Below are 22,648 nucleotides of genomic sequence, written 5' to 3' on the forward strand. Positions count from 1 at the left end.
GGCGGTACGGCGGTTCAGGACCACGTCGCCCTCGCCGAGATCGAACTGTGCGGCGAGCTCATCATTGCGGCGAGCGCGGCGGCCGAGCGGTAGAGCTTCGACCGCATCGACGAGGTCCTCCAGGTCTCCGACGGCCCGGAACCCGCCACGGCGGGCGAGGACCTCCCCTAGCGGACCACCCGCCCACCCACCGGTTCACCCCGCACCCCGCACCGCGCGGCTCACGGCAGCGTCACGTCCGCATCATGCGCGCGATCGCCTTCGTGGCCTCCTCGACCTTCGCGTCGATCTCCGTGCCGCCCTTCACCGCCGCGTCGGCCACGCAGTGGCGCAGGTGCTCCTCGAGGAGCTGGAGGGCGAAGGACTGGAGCGCCTTCGTGCTCGCCGAGACCTGGGTGAGTATGTCGATGCAGTAGACGTCTTCCTCGACCATGCGCTGCAGGCCGCGGATCTGGCCCTCGATGCGGCGCAGGCGCTTGAGGTGCTCGTCCTTCTGCTTGTGGTAGCCGTGCACTCCGCGGTCGTGGTCGGAGGGCGCTTCGGGCGCCCCCGGCGTCGGCACGGCCGCGTCGGCCGCCTCGGTGGTCGTCATCGCGTCCTCCTCCTGGATTGCTGTGGATTTCTGCAGTTCCATATACCCCTGGTGGGTATATGATAGCCGATTTCTCGGGGGGTGTGCTGATCACTGTGCCTGATGGGCGACACTGGGGGGCGGCCGGTTAGCCGTGGCCGGATGATGCGCCTAGCATCAGCCTGACCGCATCCAAAGCACCCCGAGGACCCCACGTGCGCTTTCGTCTGACCCCCAGGGAGACGAGCTTCTACGACATGTTCGCCGCATCCGCGGACAACATCGTCACGGGCTCGAAGCTCCTGATGGAACTGCTCGGAGCGGACTCTTCCGCACGAGCCGAGATCGCAGAGCGTATGCGGGCCGCGGAACACGCGGGAGACGACGCGACGCATGCGATCTTCCACCAGCTGAACTCCTCGTTCATCACGCCGTTCGACCGTGAGGACATCTACAACCTCGCGTCGTCCCTCGACGACATCATGGACTTCATGGAGGAGGCCGTCGACCTGGTCGTCCTCTACCAGGTCGAGGAACTCCCCAAGGGCGTCGAGCAGCAGATCGAGGTGCTCGCCCGGGCCGCCGAGCTCACCGCGGAGGCCATGCCCAATCTGCGGACGATGGCCAACCTCACCGAGTACTGGATCGAGGTCAACCGTCTGGAGAACCAGGCCGACCAGATCCACCGCAAGCTCCTGGCCCAGCTCTTCAACGGCAAGTACGACGCCATCGAGGTGCTGAAGCTCAAGCAGATCGTGGATGTGCTGGAAGAGGCCGCCGACGCCTTCGAGCACGTGGCGAACACTGTGGAGACCATCGCGGTCAAGGAGTCCTGAGGCCTCGCCATGGACACCTTTGCTTTGATCGTGACGATCGGCGTCGCGCTCGGATTTACGTATACGAACGGCTTTCACGACTCCGCGAACGCCATCGCCACCTCCGTCTCCACGCGTGCGCTGACGCCTCGCGCGGCGCTCGCGATGGCCGCGGTGATGAACCTCGCCGGTGCCTTCATGGGCAGCGGGGTCGCCAAGACCGTGAGCGAGGGCATCATCGAGACCCCGCACGGCGACAAGGGGATGTGGATCCTCTTCGCGGCGCTCATCGGCGCCATCGTGTGGAACCTCATCACCTGGTACTTCGGGCTCCCCTCGTCCTCGTCGCACGCGCTGTTCGGCGGCATGGTCGGCGCGGCGCTCGCCGGTGGCATCGGGGTCATCTGGTCCGGCGTCGTCGACAAGATCGTCATCCCGATGTTCCTGTCGCCGGTGATCGGCCTCGTCGCCGGTTATCTGGTGATGTGCGCCATCATGTGGATGTTCCGCAAGTCCAACCCGCACAAGGCCAAGCGGGGCTTCCGCATCGCGCAGACGGTGTCCGCGGCCGGCATGGCCCTCGGGCACGGTCTGCAGGACGCGCAGAAGACGATGGGCATCGTGGTGATGGCGCTCGTCATCTCCGACGTGCAGAGCGCCGACGCTCCCATTCCGATCTGGGTCAAGATCGCCTGTGCGCTGATGCTCTCGGCGGGTACGTACGCGGGCGGCTGGCGCATCATGCGGACCCTCGGCCGCAAGATCATCGAGCTGGACCCGCCGCAGGGCTTCGCGGCCGAGACGACCGGCGCGGGCATCATGTTCACCACGGCGTTCATGTTCCACGCGCCGATCTCGACGACCCACGTCATCACGTCCGCGATCATGGGCGTGGGCGCGACCAAGCGTGTGAACGCGGTGCGGTGGGGTGTCGCCAAGAACATCATCCTGGGCTGGTTCATTACGATGCCTGCGGCTGCGATCGTGGCCGCGTTGAGTTTCTGGGTCGTGAATCTCGCGTTCTTGTAGCGGGTACGCGTACAGGGAGTACATGGAAGGGCCCGCCCCCGGGAGCCAGGGGCGGGCCCTTCTTGTTGTCCCTGCGGTGGCACCGCCATGCAGCACCGCGGGGAGTCTCGCGGACGGCTCAGCCGAAGCGGCCCGAGATGTAGTCCTCGGTGGCCTGCACCGACGGGTTGGAGAAGATCCGCTCGGTGTCGTCGATCTCGACGAGCTTGCCGGGCTGGCCGACGGCGGCGAGGTTGAAGAAGGCGGTGCGGTCCGAGACGCGGGCCGCCTGCTGCATGTTGTGCGTCACGATGACGATCGTGAAGCGCTCCTTGAGCTCGCCGATCAGGTCCTCGATCGCGAGGGTCGAGATCGGGTCGAGGGCCGAGCACGGCTCGTCCATGAGGAGCACCTGGGGCTCCACCGCGATCGCCCGCGCGATGCACAGACGCTGCTGCTGGCCGCCGGAGAGGCCGGAGCCGGGCTTGTTCAGGCGGTCCTTGACCTCGTTCCAGAGGTTCGCGCCCTTGAGGGACTTCTCGACGACGTCGTTGAGCTCGGACTTCTTGTACGAGCCGTTGAGCTTCAGGCCCGCCACGACGTTGTCGAAGATCGACATCGTGGGGAAGGGGTTCGGGCGCTGGAAGACCATGCCGATCGTGCGGCGCACGGCCACCGGGTCCACGCCGTGGCCGTAGAGGTCCTCGTCGTCCAGGAGGACCTTGCCCTCGACGCGGCCGCCGGGGGTGACCTCGTGCATGCGGTTCAGGGTGCGCAGGAACGTGGACTTGCCGCAGCCGGACGGGCCGATGAAGGCCGTCACGGAGCGGGGCTCCACGGTCATGGAGATGTCGTCGATCGCCTTGTGGGAACCGTAGAAGGCGGTCAGGCCCGATACGTCGATTCGCTTGGCCATGGGATCACTGCTTTCGAAAAGGGACGTGCTGAGGGTCGCTGATATGGCCGCGGTCAGCGGCCCGTCTTGGGGGCCTTCCAGCGGGCTACGCCGCGGGCCGCCAGGTTGAGGATCATGATGAAGCCGATGAGGGCGAGGGCCGCGGCCCAGGCGCGGTCGATCGAGGCGTCCGTGCCCGCCGCGTACTGCTGGTAGATGTACAGCGGCAGCGAGCCCTGCGAGCCGTCGAACGGGTTCGTGTTGATCACGGGGTTCACCCAGACCAGCAGCAGGACCGGCGCGGTCTCACCGGCGATGCGGGCGACCGAGAGCATGACGCCCGTGGTGATGCCGCCGATCGCGGTGGGCAGGACGACCTTGAGGATGGTCCGCCACTTCGGGACGCCGAGGGCGAGGGAGGCCTCGCGCAGCTCGTTCGGGACGAGCTTCAGCATCTCCTCGGTGGAGCGCACGATCACCGGCATCATCAGGATGGCGAGTGCCATGGCACCGGCCCAGCCGGAGTAGCCGAAGCCGAGGATCAGGATCCAGAAGCTGAGGACGAACAGACCCGCGACGATCGAGGGGATGCCGGTCATGACGTCGACGAAGAACGTGACGGTCTTGGCGAGCTTCCCGCGTCCGTACTCCACGAGGTAGACCGCGGTGAGCAGGCCGATCGGCACGGCTATCACGGAGGCCAGGAGCACCTGCTCCAGGGTGCCGATGATCGCGTGGTAGATGCCGCCGCCGGTCTCCTCGTCGGAGAGGAGGCCCATCGAGTGGGTGAGGAAGTACCCGTCGAAGACCTTGGCGCCGCGCTGCACCGTCTCGTAGATCAGCGAGGCCAGCGGGACGACGGCGAGCAGGAACATGACCCACACCAGCGAGGTGGCGAGGCGGTCCCTGGCCTGCCGGGCGCCCTCGACGGTCACCGCGAGGACGTACGACCCGACGAGGAAGAGGACGGCGGCGATCAGGCCCCACTGGATGCGGCTGTCCAGGCCTGCCCCGGCGCCGATGCCGACCGCGACGGCGGCCGATCCGGCGGCGACGGCCAGCGGCGACCAGCGCGGCAGGCTCGCGGCCTTGAGCGTCGAGGGACGCTTGACGAGGGGGTTGGACGGGGTGGGTGTCGTGGTGCTCATGCGTTGGCCCCCGAGTACTCCTTGCGGCGCGCGATGATCAGGCGGGCCGCGCCGTTGACCAGCAGCGTGATGATGAACAGGACCAGACCGGAGGCGATGAGCGCGTCCTGGCCGTACTCCGTGGCCTCGTTGAACTTGCTGGCGATGTTCTGCGCGAACGTGCCGCCGCCGTAATCGAGCACGGAGGCCTGGATCACGAAGGTCGGGGAGAGCACGGTGGCGACGGCGATCGTCTCGCCGAGCGCGCGGCCGAGGCCCAGCATCGAGGCGGAGATGATGCCGGAGCGGCCGAAGGGGAGCACCGACATGCGGATGACCTCCCAGCGCGTGGCGCCGAGGGCCAGCGCGGCCTCCTCGTGCATCTTCGGGACCTGGAGGAAGACCTCGCGGCTCACGTTCGTGATGATCGGCAGGATCATGATCGCGAGGAGGATGCCGACGGTCATCAGGGAGCGCGGGGCGCCGCCCTGGTACTCGAAGATGCCGGTCCAGCCGAAGTAGTCGTCGAGCCAGCTGTAGAGGCCGGTGAGGTTGGGCGCGACCACGAGGGCGCCCCACAGGCCGTACACGATCGAGGGCACGGCGGCCAGCAGGTCGATCACGTAGGCGATGGGGGCGGCCAGCTTGCGCGGCGCGTAGTGCGAGATGAAGAGCGCGATGCCGATGGCGACGGGGACCGCGATCGCGAGGGCGATGATCGAGCTCACCACGGTGCCGAAGACGAGGACGGCGATGCCGAAGTACGGCTTGCCGCCGGTGCTCGCACCGGCCGGGTCCCATTCGAAGGTGGTGAGGAAGTTGCCCGTGTTGTCGGCGAGGGCGAGGACCGTGCGGTACGTCAGGAACGCGGCGATGGCCGCCATGATCAGGAGGAGCACGATCCCGGAGCCCCGGGAGAGGCCGAGGAAGATCCGGTCGCCGGGGCGGGTGGCGCCGCGGGCGGTCGCCTTGCTCGCCGGGGCCACCGGCTTGGCGTCGTCGACGGGGGGAGGAGCGGTCGTATTGCTTGGTATGTCCATGGGGTTCTCCGGTCTGCGGAGGCGCCGTGCGGGTGACGCAGGCGCTCCGTGGCGGCGGTGCACCGGACGGTGCGGCCGACCCCGTTCGTACGTACGGGGTCGGCCGCACTCGGTTCAGCTAGCTCAGGCCCGCGACGGTGGAGCGGACCTTGGTGATGATCTCGGCCGGGATCGGCGCGTAGTCGTTGTCCTTGAGGACGGTCTGGCCGTCCTCGCTGGCGATGTAGGTCAGGAAGGACTTGGTGGCGGCGAGCGTGTCGGCCTTGTTGCCCTTCTCGCAGACGACCTCGTACGTCACCAGGGTGATCGGGTAGGCGCCCTCGGCGGTCGGCTTGTAGTTCAGCTCCAGGGCGAGGTCCTTGCCCTTGCCGACGACCTTGGCCTCGGAGATGGCCTTGGAGGCGTTGTCGACGGTGGCCTTCACCGGCTCCTTGGCCTCCGTCTTCAGGTCGACGGTCTTGACGCCCTCACCGGCGTAGGAGAGCTCGAAGTACGAGATGGCGCCGGCGGTCTGCTTGACCTGGCTCGCGACACCGGACGAACCGTTCGCGGACTGGCCGCCCTTGGGCTCCCACGACTTGCCCGGCTCGTAGGGCCAGGCCTTCGGGGCGGCGCCCTTCAGATACTTGGTGAAGTTGTCCGTGGTGCCGGACTCGTCGGAGCGGTGGAACGCCTGGACCTTGGTGCTGGGGAGCTTGACGCCGGGGTTGAGCTTCTCGATCGCCTTGTCGTCCCAGGTCTTGATCTTGTCGTTGAAGATGTCGGCCAGGGTCGCGGCGTCCAGGGTCAGCTTGTCGACGCCGGGGACGTTGTAGCCGATGGCGATCGGGCCGCCCACCATGGGCAGGTCGATGGCCTGGCTGCTCTTGCAGACCTTCTTCGACTTCTCGATCTCCTCGGGCTTCAGCGCCGAGTCCGAACCGGCGAACGCGGTCTGGCCCTGGAGGAACGCGGTGATGCCGGCGCCCGAACCCGTCGGGTTGTAGTTCAGCTGCACGTCCTTGCAGTTGGTCGTGTAGACCTTCCGCCAGGCGTCGATCGCGTTCTTCTGCGCGGACGAGCCGGAGGCCGCGAGCTGGCCCTTGGCGTCGTCGCACTTGATGTTGGCGTTGGCGTTGGTCTCCTTGCCGCCATCGCCCGAGCTCGTGTCGTCGGAGCCGCACGCCGTGAGGGCCAGGGCGCCGGAGACGGCGATGGCGCCGAGGGAGAGGGCGCGGAGCCGGTTCTTGCGCTGAAGCTTCACTTCGGGTCTTCCTTCCGGGAGCCGCCGACCCATGCTGGCGGCGTGCGATGTGTTGCGTGGTGAGGTCTTACGTCGTGTTGTAAGGCCGAAATTAGGCAGGGCAGGTGAAGCGGCCGATGGGCACGAGTGAACGGCGGGTGAACCTCGGCGGTCGGCCCGGTTAGCCGAATCACTACGAAAAGTAGCGCTCCTGCTACATAGCGTCATGGATGCTGGTCCGACGGCGCCGGATACGATGTGCGCATGATCGTTCCGTTCCTCGTCGGCGCCACCGTGCTGCTCGCCGTCGCCGCCGTGGCGGTGTGGGTCGGCCTGGAGTTCCGCACGGAGTGCCGCGCGCGGAGGAACAAGGCCGCCTAGGGCCCTGGCGCCCTAGCGCCCGCCCCCGGACGCGGCCAGAGCGGCCAGCAGGTCCGCGACGAGCCCGACGTCCCTGCGGTGCGTGAGGTGGCGGCGCGCCGCGTCGGGCGAGAGCCACCGCAGCTGCGAGACCTCGGAGTTGGGGGCGAAGGTGCCGGAGATCGCCTCGGCGGCCCAGTAGCGGACTTCCTTGGGGCGGCCCTGGGCGTCCCTGTAGTGGGCGGTGGGGAGCTCGGCGCCGAGCTCGCACGTCATGCCGGTCTCTTCCAGCACTTCGCGCAGGGCCGCCGCCTCGAACGTCTCGCCGCGCTTGAGCTTGCCCTTCGGGTGGGACCAGTCCGACCACTTGGGGCGGTGGACCAGGGCGAGCTCGATCCCGTGCGCGGGCCCGGCCCCGTCGCCCGCGGCGGGCGCGGGGCGCCACAGGACGCAGCCGGCCGCCAGGACCGTGTCGCTGTACGTGTACTTCACCGTGTCCTCGCCTCCTCGCGCAGCCAGGCCCGCTGGAAGACGAACCGGGCGGCTTCGACCTCGTGGCGCTGGTCGGCGTGGAGCACCCCCAGCGCGTACGCCGTGGCAGGGGCGATCCGTGGCGTCCTGGCCGCCTGGGCCGCCGCGCCCGCCGCCGACGCCGCCTCCCGGTGCACGTTCAGGGCGTGGCTCGCGTCCGCGATGCGCGGGTCCGGCCGGGCGTGGCCGAGGAGGACCTCCTGCGCGTACCGGTGCAGGCGCAGCAGCGAGCGGACCTGCAGCCAGGGGGCGTCCTGGGCGTCCGGGGCGGTGTCCGTGGGGGCGAGGCCGTGGGAGAGGGCGCCCGCGTTGTAGGGGTGGCCCGCCTGGCCGAGGGGGAGGGCGGCGACGGCTTCGTCGAGGGCTTCGTGGGCTTGTTCCACCTGCTCCGCAAGCTTCCTCTCCGCACCCTTCTCCGCGTCTTTCAGGGGCACCTCGCTGGCCAGTACGGCCACGTTGTCCGCCACCGCGTGGAAGCGGGAGGAGCCGAAGGCCTGGAGGGCGGTGGAGTGGGCCCGGGTCCTGGCGAGCGTGAGCTGCCGCTCCAGGAGGGCGGCGGCCTTGGCCGCGCCGACCGCGAGACCGCGCGGGGCACCGCCCCCGTCGGCGGCCGCCGACGCCGGGGGCTGCGCCCATCCGTTCTGCCGTGCCGTGGAACGGCGGCCTGCGGCGGGGGCGGCCAGCGCCGCGGCGGCGTGCAGGGCCCCGGACGATCCGGTCCGACCGGTCGGGCCAGGTACAGAGGCGGGGCCCGGGGCGGGGCCCGACAGGCGGTGCAGGGCCTCCAGGAGACGGTCCAGGCGGGTGGCGTACGCGTGTTCCTGGGCCAGCGTGCCGGAGAGCCAGGCCAGTTCGGGGCGGAGCGAGGACGCCCAGTCGGCGTCGAGGAGCGGGCGGAACGTGTGGAGGGTGCCGCCGATGCGGCGGGCCGCGCGGCGCAGGGAGACGGACGCCTCCAGGGACTCCTCGGCGCCCTGCGCGTCCGTGCTGGACTCGCGGTGCAGCCGCAGCGAGCGGAGGAACTCCGTGGCCTGGTCCTGCAGGTAGGCCGTGAGGGCCTCACCGGCGGTGCCCGAGCCCGTACCCGTCATCTCATGGTGTTGCTGTGCCACGCCGGCGCCTCCGGGCGTCTATGAGCATCTCCTGCACGTTGCGCAGGGGCTGGCCTTCCGGGTCCATCGAGTGGCGGGTCCAGTTGCCGTCCGCGCCGAGGTGCCAGGAGGCCGTGGTGTCCGACATGCCGGTCTCCAGGAGCCGGCTGAGGGCCGCCCGGTGCGCCGGGTCCTGAACCCTGACCAGCGCCTCGATACGGCGGTCGAGATTGCGGTGCATCATGTCGGCGCTGCCGATCCACACCTCCGGTTCGCCGCCGTTGCCGAAGGCGAAGACCCGGGAGTGCTCGAGGAAGCGGCCGAGGACCGAACGTACGCGGATGTTCTCCGAGAGCCCCGCGACGCCGGGGCGCACCGCGCAGATGCCGCGCACCCACACGTCCACCTCGACGCCCGCCTGCGACGCGCGGTACAGCGCGTCGACCACCGCCTCGTCGACCATCGAGTTGACCTTGATGCGGACGTAGGCGGGGCGGCCCGCGCGGTGGTGCTGCATCTCCTTGTTGATGCGCGAGACCAGGCCGTCGCGCAGGGACTTGGGAGCGACGAGGAGGCGGCGGTACGTCTCCCTGCGGGAGTACCCGGAGAGTCGGTTGAAGAGATCGGAGAGGTCCGCCCCGACCTCCTGGTTGGAGGTCAGCAGGCCCAGGTCCTCGTAGAGGCGGGCGGTCTTGGGGTGGTAGTTGCCGGTGCCCACGTGCGAGTAGCGGACGAGGGAGTCGCCCTCTTGGCGCACCACGAGGGAGAGCTTGCAGTGGGTCTTCAGACCGACCAGGCCGTAGACGACGTGGCAGCCGGACTCCTCCAGCTTCCGCGCCCACTTGATGTTGGCCTGCTCGTCGAAGCGGGCCTTGATCTCGACGAGGACGAGGACCTGCTTGCCGGACTCGGCGGCGTCGATCAACGCGTCGACTATGGGGGAGTCGCCCGAGGTCCGGTACAGCGTCTGCTTGATGGCGAGCACGTCCGGGTCGGCGGCCGCCTGCTCCAGGAACGCCTGCACGGAGGTGGAGAACGAGTCGTACGGGTGGTGCAGGAGTACGTCGCGTTCGCGAAGGGCGGCGAAGATGTCGGGCGCGGACGCCGACTCGACCTCGGCGAGGTCGCGGTGGGTGCCCGCCACGAACTTCGGGTACTTCAGCTCGGGCCGGTCCAGCTTGGCGATGCTGAAGAGGCCGGTGAGGTCGAGCGGTCCGGGCAGCGGGTAGACCTCGGACTCGCTGATCTTCAGCTCGCGGACCAGCAGGCTGAGGATGTTCGGGTCGATGGACTCCTCGACCTCCAGGCGCACGGGCGGGCCGAAGCGGCGCCGCATGAGCTCCTTCTCCAGGGCCTGGAGCAGGTTCTCGGCGTCGTCCTCCTCGACCTCCAGGTCCTCGTTCCTGGTGAGCCGGAACATGTGGTGCTCCTGGATCTCCATGCCCGGGAAGAGCTCCTGGAGATGCGCGGGCGCGGCGATGACGTCCTCGATGGGGACGTACCGCTGCGGGGAGGCCTCCAGGAAGCGGGAGAGCAGCGGAGGGACCTTCACGCGTGCGAAGTGCTGATGGCCGGAGACCGGGTTGCGCACGACCACGGCGAGGTTCAGCGAGAGCCCCGAGATGTACGGGAAGGGGTGCGCGGGGTCGACGGCCAGCGGCGTCAGGACGGGGAAGATCTGCTGCCGGAAGAGCGTGAAGAGCCGGGACTGCTCCTTCTCGGTCAGCTCGTGCCAGCGCACCAGGTGGATGCCCTCGTCGGCGAGGCCGGGCGCGACGTCGTCCTGGTAGCAGGCGGCGTGCCGGGCCATGAGCTCGCGGGAGCGGTTCCAGATGAGTTCGAGGACCTCGCGGGGCTGCAGGCCGGAGGCCGAACGGGTGGCGACGCCGGTCGCGATGCGGCGCTTGAGGCCGGCCACGCGGACCATGAAGAACTCGTCCAGGTTCGAGGCGAAGATCGCGAGGAAGTTCGCCCGTTCGAGGAGGGGGGTGTGCGGGTCCTCGGCCAGTTCGAGCACGCGTTCGTTGAAGGCGAGCCAGCTGCGCTCCCGGTCCAGGAACCGCCCCTGGGGCAGCTCGGCGCCGTCGTGGCCGACCGCGGCGTCCTCGTCGTACGCGTCGAGATCGGCGTCGATGTCGGGGTCGAGGTCGGAGACGGTGGCGGCGATGGTGGCGGGCCGGTGCGCGGCGATGGAACCCACGGAAGGCTGGGCGTGCTGGACTCGTCCCTGCGTGTTCTGCTGGCTCATGGACCCATTCTTCCGCGCGGGCACGACTATGGGCGCGTCGGAGAGCGCGGGAGCTAGGCGGAGCTTCCCGTTCACCGGGGCGGGGTCGGGCTCGGCGGGCTGCATTGAGCGAGCGTCGCAAGGCTGTCTGAATCAGCGGTTACGGCGACATGACGTGCAGGAAATCGGCCGAAGGCCCCCGGGCGTCTACAGGGCGGGGGCCTTCGGTCAGCATACGGTTCAGGCCGTGCTCGGCATACGGTTCAGGCCGCGGCGAGCGTACGGTTCAGGCCGCGCGGCGGCGCAAGAGCAGGAACGCGGCGTACGTCGCGGCGGCCGCGAGGGCGAGGACGATGCCGGTCTCCACGAACTGGAGCGGCCAGAAGTGCGACGAGGGGTGGAAGTCGGTGTACCAGCCGGTGATTCGGTGGTCGGCGAGGCACTGCTGGTACTTGTCCGACCAGTCCAGGCACAGTGACTTCGGCACTCGGCTGCCGTCGGCCGTGAGCATGCCCCGTTCCACCTCGTAGGCGGAATCGGGGATTTCCGCCGGGTTCCGGTTCGACGAGGTGACCGTGTCGGTCGCCCACAAGTGGACGCGCGCCAGCGGCAGCAGGACGACCGAGGCCCCCATGACGGCCGCCGCGGCACCCATCGCGGGCAGCGTGCGGCGCAGCAGGATTCCGGCGAGCGCGCCGACGGCGAGGCCGAGGAGGGCGTACCCGACGGCGACCGTGCCCAGCGAGCCGTACATGGCCCGCTCGTACCAGGAGCCCCTGACGTATTCGAGCTCCGGTCCGGTGGTCCACGCCCAGCGCTGGACGGCCGTGAAGAGGGTCACGCCGGTGACCGTGAACGCGGCGCACACGGCGAGCCGGGCGGCGAGCCAGCGGGCGGGCGTGGACGACTGCGTCCAGGCCCAGGTGTACGTGCCGGACTCCAGCTCCTTCGCGACGATCGGGCCCGCGACGAACGCTCCGATCAGGCACGGCAGCACGAGCACGGCCATGCCCGCGTAATCGAGGTTTCTGTCGAACTGGAATTCGGCGTCCAGGTAGCCGCGGACCTCGCCGCCGCACTCCGGTGTGGTGTGTCTGATGACGCAGTCGGTCGCCGTGAAGACGTCGGCGGCGTGGGCCACCCAGATGCGGTCCGCGGCCAGCGCCGCGGCGCCGAGCACGAGCAGGCCGAAAGCGATCCACAGGGGCGTGCGGTGCTGGCGCAGCACCGCACGGTACGGGCCCGGCAGGGCGAAGCCGGTGCGGCGGTCCCGCGGCTCGGCGGGGGCCTTCGTCAGCGTGGTCACGCGGACACCTCCAGTCCGCGAGGGGTGGCGCCGGGGGAGAGGAGGGGCGGCGCGTCCGGGGCGCGCAGGTGGGCGAGCAACAGCTCCTCCAGGGAAGGCTCTTGGACGTCCCAGTCGTCGCCGACCGGGCCCTCGGGGCGGATCAGGGCCGTCAGGCCGCGGCCGGTGGCGCGGGACTCGACGACGGTGTGCGGGTGGAGGCGGTCGGCCGGGCCGCGCCCGGTGACCAGGCGGTGCGCGCCGGTCAGGTCGTCGATGCCGCCGCCGAGGCGGACGCGTCCTGCGGAGACGAGCAGCAAGTGGTCGCAGGCGTCGGCGAGTTCGCCGATGATGTGCGAGGACATCACCACGGTCGTGCCGTGCTCGGCGGCCTCCGCCATGAGCGTGCCCATGAGCTGGTGCCGGGCGAGGGGGTCGAGGTCGGACATCGGTTCGTCCAGGAGCAGGAGCTCGGCGCGCTTGCCGAGGGCGAGGGCGAGCGCGACGCGGGTGCGCTGGCCGCCGGAGAGGGTCCGGACGCGGGCGTCGTGGTCGAGCCCGCCGACGCTCACGACGCGCTCGGCGACGGCCGGGTCCCAGCGCCCCGGGTTGAGCTCGGCGCCGAGCCGCAGCGTCTCCGCGACGGTCAGCTGCGGATAGAGCGGCTTGTTCTGGGCGACGTACGCGATGCGCGCGCGGGCCTCGGCGGGCCGGGTGCCGAGCACGGTGAGCGTGCCCTCGGTGGGCCGGTCGAGGCCCGCCGCGAGGGCGAGCAGGGTCGACTTGCCCGCGCCGTTCGGGCCGACGACCGCGCAGACGCGGCCGGTGGGCAGGCGGAAGGCGCAGTCCCGCAGGGCGTATCGGCTCCGTCCGAAGCGTTTGGTCAGTGCGGTCGCCTCGATGGCGGTGTCGGTCATGCGGGGTCCCCCCTGGTTTCCGGCTCCTGGGTCTGCGGATCGTCGAACTGTTCTTCCAGTACGGCCGTGAACAGCGCCGCCACGTCGTCCCTGTCGAGCCCCGCCTGCCGGGCCCGGGCGGCCCACTCGGCGAGTTCCCCCCGCAGCGGTGAGTCGGTGGCCGCGCTGCCCAGCGTCCGGCGGACGAACGTGCCGAGGCCGCGGCGGGCCTCGACCAGGCCCTCGCGCTCCAGCTCGCGGTAGGCCTTCAGCACGGTGTTCGGGTTGATGGCCGTGGCCTCCACGACCTCGCGGGCCGTCGGCAGCTTGTCGCCGGGCTCCAGCAGGCCGAGGCGCAGCGCCTGGTGGGTCTGCCGGACGATCTGGAGGTACGTGGCGACGCCGCTGCGCCGGTCGATGCGGTACTCGACCACTGCCTTGCACCACCCTTTCACTAATTGAGTAGTGAAAGGGTGGTGCAAGGGGAGCCCGCCGGTCAAGTGGAAGTTTTGAGACGTCTTCCCGGAGGTTTCGGGGGAGAGGTCCCCGGGGTTTCGGGGAGGCGTCCGCGATCTTGTAACGTCTGCCGCTCGGAGTTGACGTGAACACGCACGATTTACGGGGGTTCCACCATGTCCCAGCAGCGCCTCTCGCCCCTCATGAAGGTGGCGGTCCTCGCCATCGCGGCGGTCATCGCGGGCGTCTGGATGTACACGAGCCGCGGCAACACCACCGGTCCCGACAGCGAGAGCGCGAAGGCGCCCGCGGTCGCGGAGGTCGGTGACTGCGTGCAGAACAAGGGGTCCGACGACAGCCCCGACATGGAGGTCATCGACTGCTCGGACGCCGAGGCGGACTACAAGGTCGCGAGCAAGTTCGAGAACGAGTGCGAGCCGGGGCAGACCCGGTACGAGCAGACCCGGCGGGGCCGGGTGCAGTTCTCGATGTGTCTGACGCAGGTCGGGGCGAAGTAGCGGGACCTGGACGTGTGAAGGGCGCGGCTCCCCCTCCCAGGAGGGGGAGCCGCGCCCTTCGTGTGTGTCGAGGGGGGCGGTGTGGCCGACTGTGAGCCGGAGTGGTCAGGACTCCGTGCGGTACATCAGGTCCGTTTCGTGCGTGACGAAGCCGAGGCGTTCGTAGACGCTCACGGCCGCCTTGTTGTCCGCGTCCACGTACAGCATCGCGGTCGGCAGGCCCGCCTCCGCGAGGTGGCGCAGACCGGTCGTGGTCAGCGCCTTGCCGAGGCCGCCGCCCTGCGCGCCCGGTCGTACGCCCACCACGTACACCTCTCCCAGACGCTCGTCGGCGTGCACCTTCGTCCAGTGGAAGCCGACCAGTTCGCCGTCGCTCTTGCGCTCGGCGAGGAAGAAGCCCGCCGGGTCGAACCACGGCTCCGCCTTGCGGTCGTCCAGGTCGCGCTGGGTGAGGGCGCCCTGCTCGGGGTGGTGGGCGAAGGCCTCCGCGTTCACCGCGAGCCAGGCCGCGTCGTCCTGTCCGGGGACGAAGGTGCGTACGGAGACGCCCTCGGGGAGCGTCGGGTCCGGCAGGTCGAGGTCCGTGAGCGGGCGCCGCATCTGGCGCAGTTCGCGGAAGAGGGCGAGGCCCAGTACCTGCGCGAGGTGGCGGGCCGCGGAGTGCCCGCCGTGCGCCCACACGCGCAGTCGGCGGCCCGACTCCGCGAGCAGCGCCGTGCCGAGCGCCCTGCCGTGTCCGTGCCCACGGCGCGAGGGGTGCACGACGAGCTCCGCGGCGGGGGCCTCGACGGGGTCGGTGTCCTCCAGCTGCGCGTACCCGACGAGCTGGTCCTCGACGGTGAGCAGCAGGTGCCGGACGCCGTCGCGGGCGCCGCCGCGGAGCTGCAGCCGGCCCTGCTCGGACACCGCCTGCTGCCCGTCCGTACGGGCTGCCTCGGCGAGCAGCGCGAGCACGGCTTCGGCTTGCGCGGAGGTGAGTTCGGCGAGGGTGTCGATCTTTCGGAGGGAGGTGGGGGTGTCGGCGGGGCGGTCGTCAGTCATGTCCCCGAGCGTATTCTGGCGGGGGCGCCTTTGGGGGTGGGGGCGTTGCGCTGCTCGCCTTGTCCTCAAGCGCCGGACGGGCTCCCCCCTCTTGGCCTGGTGTGGTTCTTCGGCCTCCCGCCGGGGGTGGGTTGTCGCGCTGCGCGCTCGTCCTCAAGCGCCGGACGGGCTCCCCCCTCTTGGCCTGGTGCGGTTCTTCGGCCTCCCGCCGGGGGTGGGTTGTCGCGCTGCGCGCTCGTCCTCAAACGCCGGACGGGCTGGAACCGTGTCCCGAGGCTCGTTCCCAAGCGGTGGGCGGGCTGGACTGTGTTCCGAGGTTCGTTCTCAAGCGGTGGGCGGGCTGAACTGTGTCCCGAGGCTCGTTCCCAAGCGGTGGGCGGGCTGGACTGTGTTCCGAGGTTCGTTCTCAAGCGGTGGGCGGGCTGGAACCGTGTTCCGAGGCTTGTCCTCAAGCGGTGGGCGGGCTGGAACCGTGTTCCGAGGCTTGTTCTCAAGCGGTGGGAAGGGCTGGATGGGGCCGGGGCGGGCTGGAGCCGTGCCCCTAGGCTCGTTCTCAAGTGGTGGGCGTGCTTGGGGCTGTTTCCTCAAGGGCAACCAGGCTGTAACCAGCAACCCTCTGTTGCGCTACGCGCGTTGACTCTAGGCTGCCGACGGTTCCGGTCTTCTCACAACTAGCCCCCGGGGGAACACGTGTCCGCCATACCCAAGCATCGCAGGCCCAGGCCTCGGGCCACTCGTGTTCTTGCCGTGGCGGCGGGGATCGCCACGGTGGGGGCGTTGGTCGTCTCCTTGCCCGCCAGTGCCGGGCAGGACCACTCCGGCCGGGGCAAGGGAGGGCAGAAGCGCACCGTTGACGTGCAGCTGCTGTCCTTCAACGACTTCCACGGGAATCTGCAGCCGCCCGCCGGATCGTCGGGGCAGGTGACGGAGAAGCAGGCCGACGGGAGCGAGAAGAAGGTCGATGCCGGTGGGGTCGAGTACCTCGCCGGCTCGTTGCGGACCGCCCGCAAGGGCAACCCCTACAGCGTCACCGCCGCCGCGGGCGACCTCATCGGCGCCAGTCCGCTGCTGTCCGGGCTCTTCCACGACGAGCCCACCGTCGAGGCGATGAACAAGCTCGACCTGGACGTCACCAGCGTCGGCAACCACGAGTTCGACGAGGGGGCCGAGGAGCTGGCCCGGATGCAGAACGGCGGCTGTCACCCCAAGGACGGCTGCTTCGAGAAGGAGAAGGACGGGAAGGGGAAGAAGTTCAAGGGCGCCGACTACCCCTATCTCGCCGCCAACGTCACCGACGAGAAGACCGGCAAGCCCATCCTCAAGCCCTACTGGGTGTGGAAGCACAAGGGCGTCAAGATCGGCTTCATCGGCGTGACCCTGGAGGGCACCCCCGACATCGTCTCCGCGGACGGCGTCAAGGGGCTGAAGTTCCACGACGAGATCGAGACCGTCAACAAGTACGCGAAGATCCTCGACAAGCAGGGCGTGAAGTCCATCGTCACGCTCATCCACGAGGGCGGCGTGCCGAAGTCGCAGACGTACAACTACGACTGCGACTCCCCGGGCGCGGGCGACGGCATCTCGGGCCCGATCACCACCATCGCCAAGGGCATCACGCCCAAGGTCGACGCGCTCGTCACCGGGCACACCCACAACGCGTACGTCTGTACGATCCCGGACCCCGCGGGCAAGCCGCGCATGGTCACCTCGGCGTCCTCGTTCGGCAAGCTCTACACGGACACCACGCTCACGTACGACCGCAGGACCAAGGACATCGTGCGGACGCGCGTGAAGTCGGCCAACCACGTCGTCAGCCGTGAGCAGGCCAAGGCGCCCGACATGACCTCGCTGATCTCGCGCTGGGACAAGCTGGCCGCGCCCGTCGCCAACAAGGCCGTCGGCCACATCTCGGCGGACATCCCGGGGCGCGGCGCCGGTGTCCCCGAGTCCCCGCTCGGCGACCTCATCGCGGACGCGCAGCTCGCGCACGCCAAGTCCGTTGATCCGGAGGCCGATCTGGCGCTGATGAACCCGGGAGGCATCCGCTCCGACCTCGTCTTCAAGGCGAGCGGCAGCGAGGGTGACGGCGTCGTCACGTACGGCGAGGCGTTCACCGTGCAGCCGTTCAGCAACACCGTCAATCTGGTCGACCTGACCGGCGCGCAGCTCGTCACCGGGCTGAAGCAGCAGGTCAGCGGGTCCAACGAGGCCTCCCCGAAGGTTCTTCAGGTCTCGGACGGGCTGACGTACACGCTGGACATGACCAAGACCGGCGCGGACCGGGTCGTCGCCGACTCGATCAAGCTGAACGGCAAGGCGATCGACCCCGCGGCCACCTACCGCGTCGCGATGAACTCCTTCCTGGCGGGCGGCGGCGACGGCTTCGCCGAGCTCGGCAAGGGCACGAAGTCGCTCGTCGGCAGCGACGACCTGAAGGCGCTCAACGACTACCTGACCGCCAACTCCTCGGCGGACAAGCCGATCGCGCCGCCGAAGGCCGACCGGATCACGATCGTGAAGTAGGACGTGAAGCGGAACGTGACGCAGGTGACAGCCCGGTGGCCCGCGGGTGGCGTGTGATGAAAACGGCGCGTTAAAGAAGCGGCCGAAACCGGGTGTTACCGGGTGTAAGGCTTGGGGTGGGGTGTGAACGTATGGTGAGATCCTCTGATGCGTTCCCCCCACCGCATGGCCACGCGTCCTTCGAACGAAGATCCGATCGATCAGCACGACGATCAGCGGAACGACACCGCTCAGCTGCCGGTCTCCTCGTACAGCAATCCGTACGACGAACTCGCCGCGCTCGCGCCGAACCCGCTGGAGGAGTTCCTCCACGAGGACAAGGACGAGGCGGCCGAGGCGGAGAAGCCCTGGGTGCCGCCGAACCACCGGCGCGGCAGCCGTCGCCGGAACCGCTTCGCGGGTCTGCCGCTCGCCGCGAAGGCCCTGGTGGCCGTCCTGGTCGCCGCCGCGTTCCTCGCGCTAGGCGACCGCTGGGCGCTGCTCTACGCCGAGCACGAGGCCGCGGACAAGCTCAAGGACCAGATGAACCTGAGCGCGGCGCCCGAGGTCGACATCGAAGGGTTCCCCTTCCTCACCCAGGTCTTCGACAAGCGCGTCGACAAGGTGAAGGTCACCGTCCCCGACGTCGCGGCCGACCGGATCTCGCTCGCCAAGGTCTCCGCGACCGCCACGAACGTCACGATCGACGGCGACGGGCCCACCTCGATCACGGGCGCCAGCATCGGCGAGATGAACGGCGAGGTCCTGCTCTCCTTCGAGGACCTCAACCGTGAACTGGGCGCCTCCCAGGTCACGTTCACCGGCCACGGCCGCGACCAGGTCCTCGCGCGCGGCACGCTGCCCGTCGCGGGACACGACCTGAAGGTCCGCGCCGACGCCCGCATCCAGCGCAACGGCGACCGCGGCATCTCCACCGACATCGGCGGCATGAGCCTGCAGCTCGGCGACCTGGCGACGTACCGTCCGGGCACCCGCGACAAGGAGGGCCTGCACCTGTCGCAGAAGTCCGCCGACCGCGTCGCCGACGAGACCTCGAAGGCGAAGGCGCTGCTGTCCGTCCCGGCGATCGTCGAGCGGCTCGGCGTCCCGCGGGACGTGGTCAGCGGGGCCCTGGAGAGCGACGCCAAGCTCAACGAGCTCACCGGCTCCCCGCGCTTCGTGAACGACGTCATGGGCCTCAACCTCATCGACGTCGCGATGGGCCACCCCGAGCTCCTCAAGAAGCTCGGCCTCGATCCCGCCCTCCTGAACGGCCTCTCCCAGCTCACCCGCCCCGTCCTCGCCGACCGCCTCACCCTCGCCTTCCAGCTGCCGAAGCTGCCGGGGGCCGGGACGGTGTCGCTGCAGGACGTGACGGTGGAGAAGGAGGGCATCCGGGTGCGGATCACCGGCTCCGGGATCGGGATCGGCCGCTAGGCGCCGGCCACTGGTCGCCGGCCGCTAGTACGACGCGCCGGCCTCCGGCAACGGGGTCTCCGGGGGCGGTGTGGCCGCCCCCGGCAGCCGCATCTCCGCCACCGTGCCGCCGCCCTCCGCCGCCTCCAGCGTCACTTCGCCGCCCGCCTGGCGGACCGTTCGGGCCACGATCGACAGGCCCAGGCCCGAGCCGGGCAGTGCGCGGGCGGAGGGGGAGCGCCAGAAGCGGTTGAAGACGTGGGGGAGTTCGTCGGCGGGGATGCCGGGTCCGTGGTCGCGGACCGTGAGGCGGCCGCGGTCGAGGGTGACCTCCACCGTGCCGCGCGGCGGGCTGAACTTCACCGCGTTGTCGAGGATGTTGACGATGGCCCGCTCCAGGGCGGGCGGCTCCGCGCGGACGTACCAGGGGGCGAGTTCCGCGGTGATCTTCAGCTCGGGGCCGCGCAGCCGGGCCCGGTCGATCGCGGTCCTGGCGAGGTCGTGCAGGGCGACCACCTGGATCTTGCCGCCGCCGTCCCCGTCCCCGGCACCGGGACCCGCGTCGGGGCGGGAGAGCTCCTGGAGGTCGCCGATGAGCACGGCCAGTTCGGTCATCTGGGCGGTGACCGACGCGAGGAGCGCCTTGCGGTCGTCGGGCGGGATCGCCCGGCCCGTCTCCTCGCTGCGGGCGAGCAGCTCGATGTTCGTGCGCAGGGAGGTGAGCGGGGTGCGGAGCTCGTGGCCCGCGTCGGCGATCAGCTGCTGCTGGAGGTCGCGGGACGAGGCGAGCGAGGCGGTCATGGAGTTGAAGGACTCCGACAGCCGGGCGATCTCGTCGTCGCCCTCGACGGGGATCCGGAGGTTCAGGTCCTCGGTGCGGGCGACGTGTTCGACGGCGTCGGTGAGCTGGTCCACGGGCCTGAGCCCGGTCCGGGCCACCCAGAGCCCGGCGGCCCCCGCCCCGAGGACGCCGATTCCGGCGACGACGATGAGGACGAGGACGAGGTTGTTGAGGGTGTCGTCGACCTCGCTGAGGGGGCGGGCCACGGAGATCGCGAGGCCGGGGCGGCCGTCCAGCGGGTAGGTCAGGACGCGGTACTCGTCGCCGTTGGACGCGGTGGCGTTGTGGTACGCGTGCCCGGTCCCGGTCCGGGCGACCTCGGTGTCGTCCGAAGTGACCTTGAGGGACCGCTTGCCGATGATGACGCAGTGCCCACCGCTCGCGTCGATGGCCTGAACGGTCTCCTTGAAGATGTCGGGGTTGTCGGCGTCACCCCTGATGATCGTGCGCAGGCACTGTCCGCTCGCGTCGACGCGCTCGGAGACCCAAGCGGGCTGCACCTTGGCGTCGTTCAGAGCGTCGTCCAACGAACTGATCAGCACGTTCCGTACGACGAACCAGCACGCCAGCGCGCTCGCGGCCACCGCGAACGCGACGGCGACCGTGACCAGCAACGCCAGCCGCGAGCGCAGCGGAAGCGCACGGAAGCGCCGCAGCACCCTGTTCACTCGCCGCCCCGCAGCACGTACCCCACGCCCCGCACCGTGTGCACGAGGCGCGGCTCGCCGCCCGCCTCCGTCTTGCGGCGCAGGTACATGACGTACACGTCGAGGGAGTTGGACGTCGGTTCGAAGTCGAAGCCCCAGACCGCCTTGAGGATCTGCTCGCGGGTCAGGACCTGGCGCGGATGTGCGAGGAACATCTCCAGGAGGGTGAACTCCGTACGGGTCAGCTCCACGGTCCGCGTGCCCCGCGTGACCTCGCGCGTCGCCAGGTCCATCCGCAGGTCGGCGAAGGCGAGGGTGTCGCCCTCCGCGGCCTGCCCGGCCCCCGGCGCGTACGAACTGCGGCGCAGCAGCGCGCGGATGCGGGCGAAGAGCTCGTCCAGCTCGAAGGGCTTGACCAGGTAGTCGTCGGCGCCCGCGTCGAGTCCCGTGACGCGGTCGCCGACGGTGTCGCGCGCGGTCAGCATCAGGATCGGGGTGGTCGATCCCGTGGCGCGGAGCCTGCGCGCGGCGGTGAGGCCGTCCATGCGGGGCATCTGGATGTCCAGGACGACCAGGTCGGGGCGGTACGCCGCCGCCTTCTCCAGCGCGTCCGCGCCGTCGACCGCGACCTCCGTGCCGTACCCCTCGAAGGCGAGGCTGCGCTGCAGCGCCTCCCGCACGGCGGGTTCGTCGTCCACGATCAGGATGCGCAGCTGCTCGCGGTCACCGGTGCGGTCGCCTTCGGCGGGGCTCATGGGCTTCGGACTTCCTCGGGTCAGGGGGCGGAACGGGGGCCGGTATCAGCCTCGCACGCGGGGGCGGTCGGTGCGGCCCGGCCGGACGGCGTGGACGTCCCGCGCCACGGCGAGCGGCAGGTCGAGCCCGGCCGGATCGGTGGCGGGGCGGCCCCAGCCGACGGTGAGGGCGAGCGCGTGCCGGGCGCGGTTGACGGTGACGGAGGTGAGGGTGCTGCCGGACATGGCGGCCTCCTGGGGGTCGTACGAAAGGTCAGGTCTTCGAGCCCGAGCGGAGCTTGCCGAGGTCGTCCTTGACCGCGTCGACCGGTATGGCGAAGCCGAGGCCGATGCTGCCGGAGGCGGTCTGTTCGGAGCCCTGGTCGGACGAACCGGGCGAGTACATCGCCGAGTTGATGCCGATGATGTTGCCGTTCATGTCGATGAGGGCGCCGCCGGAGTTGCCGGGGTTGAGCGAGGCGTCGGTCTGCAGCGCCTTGTACGTGGTCTTCGACGAGCCGGTGTCGCCGTTGAACTGCCGCCCGTCGAACTCGAACGGCCAGCCGCCCTCGGGGTTCTGCGGCTGCTGCTGCCCGTCGCCGGTGGCGACCGTGACGTCGCGGTCGAGCGCGGAGATGATGCCGCTGGTGACGGTGCCGGTGAGGCCCTCGGGGGAGCCGATGGCGACGACCTCGTCGCCGACCTTGACGTTGTCGGAGTTGCCGAGGGTGGCGGGCTTGAGCCCGGAGGCGTCCTTCAGCTGGATGAGCGCGAGGTCCTTCTTGCTGTCGGTGCCGACGACCTCGGCGTCGTACGTCTTGCCGTCGTTCGTCCGGACCTTGATCGCCGTGGCACCGGCGATGACGTGGTTGTTGGTGACGATCTCGCCGTCGCTCCTGGTGATGACGCCGGAGCCGGTCGACTTGCCCTCGGCGGTGCTCGCGCTGATCTCGACGATGCTGGGGCTGACCGCCTCGGCGACTCCGGCGACGGTGCCCTTCTTGCTCGTCGGTACGACGTCGGTGCTGGTGGCGGAGGAGCCGCCGTCCTTGCCGGTCAGCGTCTGCACGGCGTACGCGGTGCCGCCGCCGACCGCTGCCGCCGCTATGGCGACGGCGGCGAGCAGGGCCACGGGGCCCTTCGCGCGGCGTCGCCTGGCGGGGGCGGGTTCCTGAGGTGCTTCCGGCGCGTGGGCGGGCGGAGGCGGAAACGCGCCCTGCGCGTAGGCGCCCTGCGTACCGCCGGGCGGCACAGGCGCTGACGACTGCTGCTGGTGGTACTCGCCGCTGTGGCGGAAGGTCTCGGTCATGACTATGAGACTGTCCGGCGTACATGAGAGCTGTCTGAGTACGTCCTGAGAAGCCCGGCAGAAGTGCGTATGCCCGATATAAAGGCCTCGGGCGGCCAGGGCCAGCTGCTACGGCC

General features: G+C 70.1%; 21 protein-coding genes. 5 read left to right on the top strand and 16 right to left on the bottom strand.

Going from position 1 to position 22,648, the window contains the following annotated elements; translation table 11 throughout:
• Positions 1-232 precede the first annotated feature (232 nt).
• On the bottom strand, positions 233-592 hold the full coding sequence (locus AOK03_RS22580) for a metal-sensitive transcriptional regulator (RefSeq protein ID WP_055567144.1): 360 nt from the start codon (positions 590-592) through the stop codon (positions 233-235).
• A gap of 194 nt (positions 593-786) precedes the next feature.
• Here AOK03_RS22580 and AOK03_RS22585 point away from each other — a divergent pair, with 194 nt between their 5' ends.
• Positions 787-1,407 carry a DUF47 domain-containing protein gene (locus AOK03_RS22585; protein ID WP_055567145.1) on the top strand — a complete coding sequence of 207 codons (621 nt, stop codon included), beginning with the start codon at positions 787-789 and terminating at the stop codon, positions 1,405-1,407.
• Positions 1,408-1,416: 9 nt separating this feature from the next.
• Complete coding sequence (locus AOK03_RS22590; protein ID WP_055567146.1) at positions 1,417-2,415, top strand: inorganic phosphate transporter; 999 nt, start codon at positions 1,417-1,419, stop codon at positions 2,413-2,415.
• 118 nt (positions 2,416-2,533) lie between these two features.
• Here AOK03_RS22590 and pstB read toward each other — a convergent pair whose 3' ends face one another.
• The 10 genes from pstB to AOK03_RS22640 form a co-directional block, all read right to left on the bottom strand.
• On the bottom strand, positions 2,534-3,310 hold the full coding sequence (pstB, locus tag AOK03_RS22595) for a phosphate ABC transporter ATP-binding protein PstB (protein WP_055567147.1): 777 nt from the start codon (positions 3,308-3,310) through the stop codon (positions 2,534-2,536).
• A 53-nt stretch (positions 3,311-3,363) separates the two neighbouring features.
• On the bottom strand, positions 3,364-4,437 hold the full coding sequence (gene pstA / locus AOK03_RS22600) for a phosphate ABC transporter permease PstA (protein ID WP_055567148.1): 1,074 nt from the start codon (positions 4,435-4,437) through the stop codon (positions 3,364-3,366).
• Positions 4,434-5,456 carry a phosphate ABC transporter permease subunit PstC gene (pstC, locus tag AOK03_RS22605; RefSeq protein WP_055567149.1) on the bottom strand — a complete coding sequence of 341 codons (1,023 nt, stop codon included), beginning with the start codon at positions 5,454-5,456 and terminating at the stop codon, positions 4,434-4,436. The genes pstA and pstC overlap by 4 nt, the downstream gene beginning before the upstream one ends.
• Positions 5,457-5,574: 118 nt before the next feature.
• On the bottom strand, positions 5,575-6,699 hold the full coding sequence (gene pstS / locus AOK03_RS22610; RefSeq protein WP_055567150.1) for a phosphate ABC transporter substrate-binding protein PstS: 1,125 nt from the start codon (positions 6,697-6,699) through the stop codon (positions 5,575-5,577).
• Between the two features lie 372 nt (positions 6,700-7,071).
• On the bottom strand, positions 7,072-7,530 hold the full coding sequence (locus AOK03_RS44180; RefSeq protein WP_055567151.1) for an NUDIX hydrolase: 459 nt from the start codon (positions 7,528-7,530) through the stop codon (positions 7,072-7,074).
• On the bottom strand, positions 7,527-8,681 hold the full coding sequence (locus AOK03_RS44185) for a CHAD domain-containing protein (RefSeq protein ID WP_055567152.1): 1,155 nt from the start codon (positions 8,679-8,681) through the stop codon (positions 7,527-7,529). Before AOK03_RS44185 ends, AOK03_RS44180 begins: the two co-directional genes overlap by 4 nt.
• A complete protein-coding gene (locus AOK03_RS22625) occupies positions 8,662-11,013 on the bottom strand; it encodes an RNA degradosome polyphosphate kinase (RefSeq protein ID WP_079074890.1) in 2,352 nt (783 codons plus the stop codon). Before AOK03_RS22625 ends, AOK03_RS44185 begins: the two co-directional genes overlap by 20 nt.
• Before the next feature lie 160 nt (positions 11,014-11,173).
• The gene (locus tag AOK03_RS22630) at positions 11,174-12,193 is read right to left on the bottom strand and encodes a hypothetical protein (RefSeq protein WP_055567154.1); all 1,020 of its coding nucleotides are present in this window, start codon (positions 12,191-12,193) and stop codon (positions 11,174-11,176) included.
• A complete protein-coding gene (locus tag AOK03_RS22635; RefSeq protein ID WP_055567155.1) occupies positions 12,190-13,089 on the bottom strand; it encodes an ABC transporter ATP-binding protein in 900 nt (299 codons plus the stop codon). The genes AOK03_RS22630 and AOK03_RS22635 overlap by 4 nt, the downstream gene beginning before the upstream one ends.
• Complete coding sequence (locus AOK03_RS22640; protein WP_055567156.1) at positions 13,086-13,502, bottom strand: GntR family transcriptional regulator; 417 nt, start codon at positions 13,500-13,502, stop codon at positions 13,086-13,088. Before AOK03_RS22640 ends, AOK03_RS22635 begins: the two co-directional genes overlap by 4 nt.
• A 198-nt stretch (positions 13,503-13,700) precedes the next feature.
• Here AOK03_RS22640 and AOK03_RS22645 point away from each other — a divergent pair, with 198 nt between their 5' ends.
• Positions 13,701-14,042, top strand: a complete 342-nt coding sequence (locus tag AOK03_RS22645) for an LppU/SCO3897 family protein (protein ID WP_055567157.1) — start codon at positions 13,701-13,703, stop codon at positions 14,040-14,042.
• 105 nt (positions 14,043-14,147) lie between these two features.
• Here the strand turns inward: AOK03_RS22645 and mshD are convergent, their stop codons facing one another.
• The gene (gene mshD, locus AOK03_RS22650) at positions 14,148-15,083 is read right to left on the bottom strand and encodes a mycothiol synthase (protein ID WP_055567158.1); all 936 of its coding nucleotides are present in this window, start codon (positions 15,081-15,083) and stop codon (positions 14,148-14,150) included.
• A gap of 690 nt (positions 15,084-15,773) precedes the next feature.
• Between mshD and AOK03_RS22655 the strand changes: the two genes are divergently transcribed.
• The gene (locus AOK03_RS22655; RefSeq protein ID WP_063792547.1) at positions 15,774-17,606 is read left to right on the top strand and encodes a bifunctional metallophosphatase/5'-nucleotidase; all 1,833 of its coding nucleotides are present in this window, start codon (positions 15,774-15,776) and stop codon (positions 17,604-17,606) included.
• A gap of 147 nt (positions 17,607-17,753) precedes the next feature.
• Complete coding sequence (locus AOK03_RS22660) at positions 17,754-19,022, top strand: LmeA family phospholipid-binding protein (RefSeq protein ID WP_055567159.1); 1,269 nt, start codon at positions 17,754-17,756, stop codon at positions 19,020-19,022.
• A gap of 24 nt (positions 19,023-19,046) precedes the next feature.
• Here the strand turns inward: AOK03_RS22660 and AOK03_RS22665 are convergent, their stop codons facing one another.
• The 4 genes from AOK03_RS22665 to AOK03_RS22680 are packed head-to-tail and all read right to left on the bottom strand — an operon-like array spanning position 19,047 to position 22,532.
• Positions 19,047-20,510: a HAMP domain-containing sensor histidine kinase gene (locus tag AOK03_RS22665; RefSeq protein WP_055567160.1), complete on the bottom strand. Its 1,464-nt coding sequence runs from the start codon at positions 20,508-20,510 to the stop codon at positions 19,047-19,049.
• Positions 20,507-21,244, bottom strand: coding sequence for a response regulator transcription factor (locus tag AOK03_RS22670; protein ID WP_055567161.1), 738 nt, complete (start codon positions 21,242-21,244; stop codon positions 20,507-20,509). Before AOK03_RS22670 ends, AOK03_RS22665 begins: the two co-directional genes overlap by 4 nt.
• A 45-nt stretch (positions 21,245-21,289) precedes the next feature.
• Positions 21,290-21,469: a hypothetical protein gene (locus tag AOK03_RS22675; protein ID WP_055567162.1), complete on the bottom strand. Its 180-nt coding sequence runs from the start codon at positions 21,467-21,469 to the stop codon at positions 21,290-21,292.
• 28 nt (positions 21,470-21,497) lie between these two features.
• Positions 21,498-22,532 (bottom strand): S1C family serine protease, encoded by a 1,035-nt coding sequence (locus AOK03_RS22680; protein WP_107098069.1) that lies wholly within the window; start codon positions 22,530-22,532, stop codon positions 21,498-21,500.
• Positions 22,533-22,648 lie beyond the last annotated feature (116 nt).

The organism is Streptomyces atriruber (assembly GCF_001418325.1).
Lineage (GTDB): Bacteria > Actinomycetota > Actinomycetes > Streptomycetales > Streptomycetaceae > Streptomyces > Streptomyces atriruber.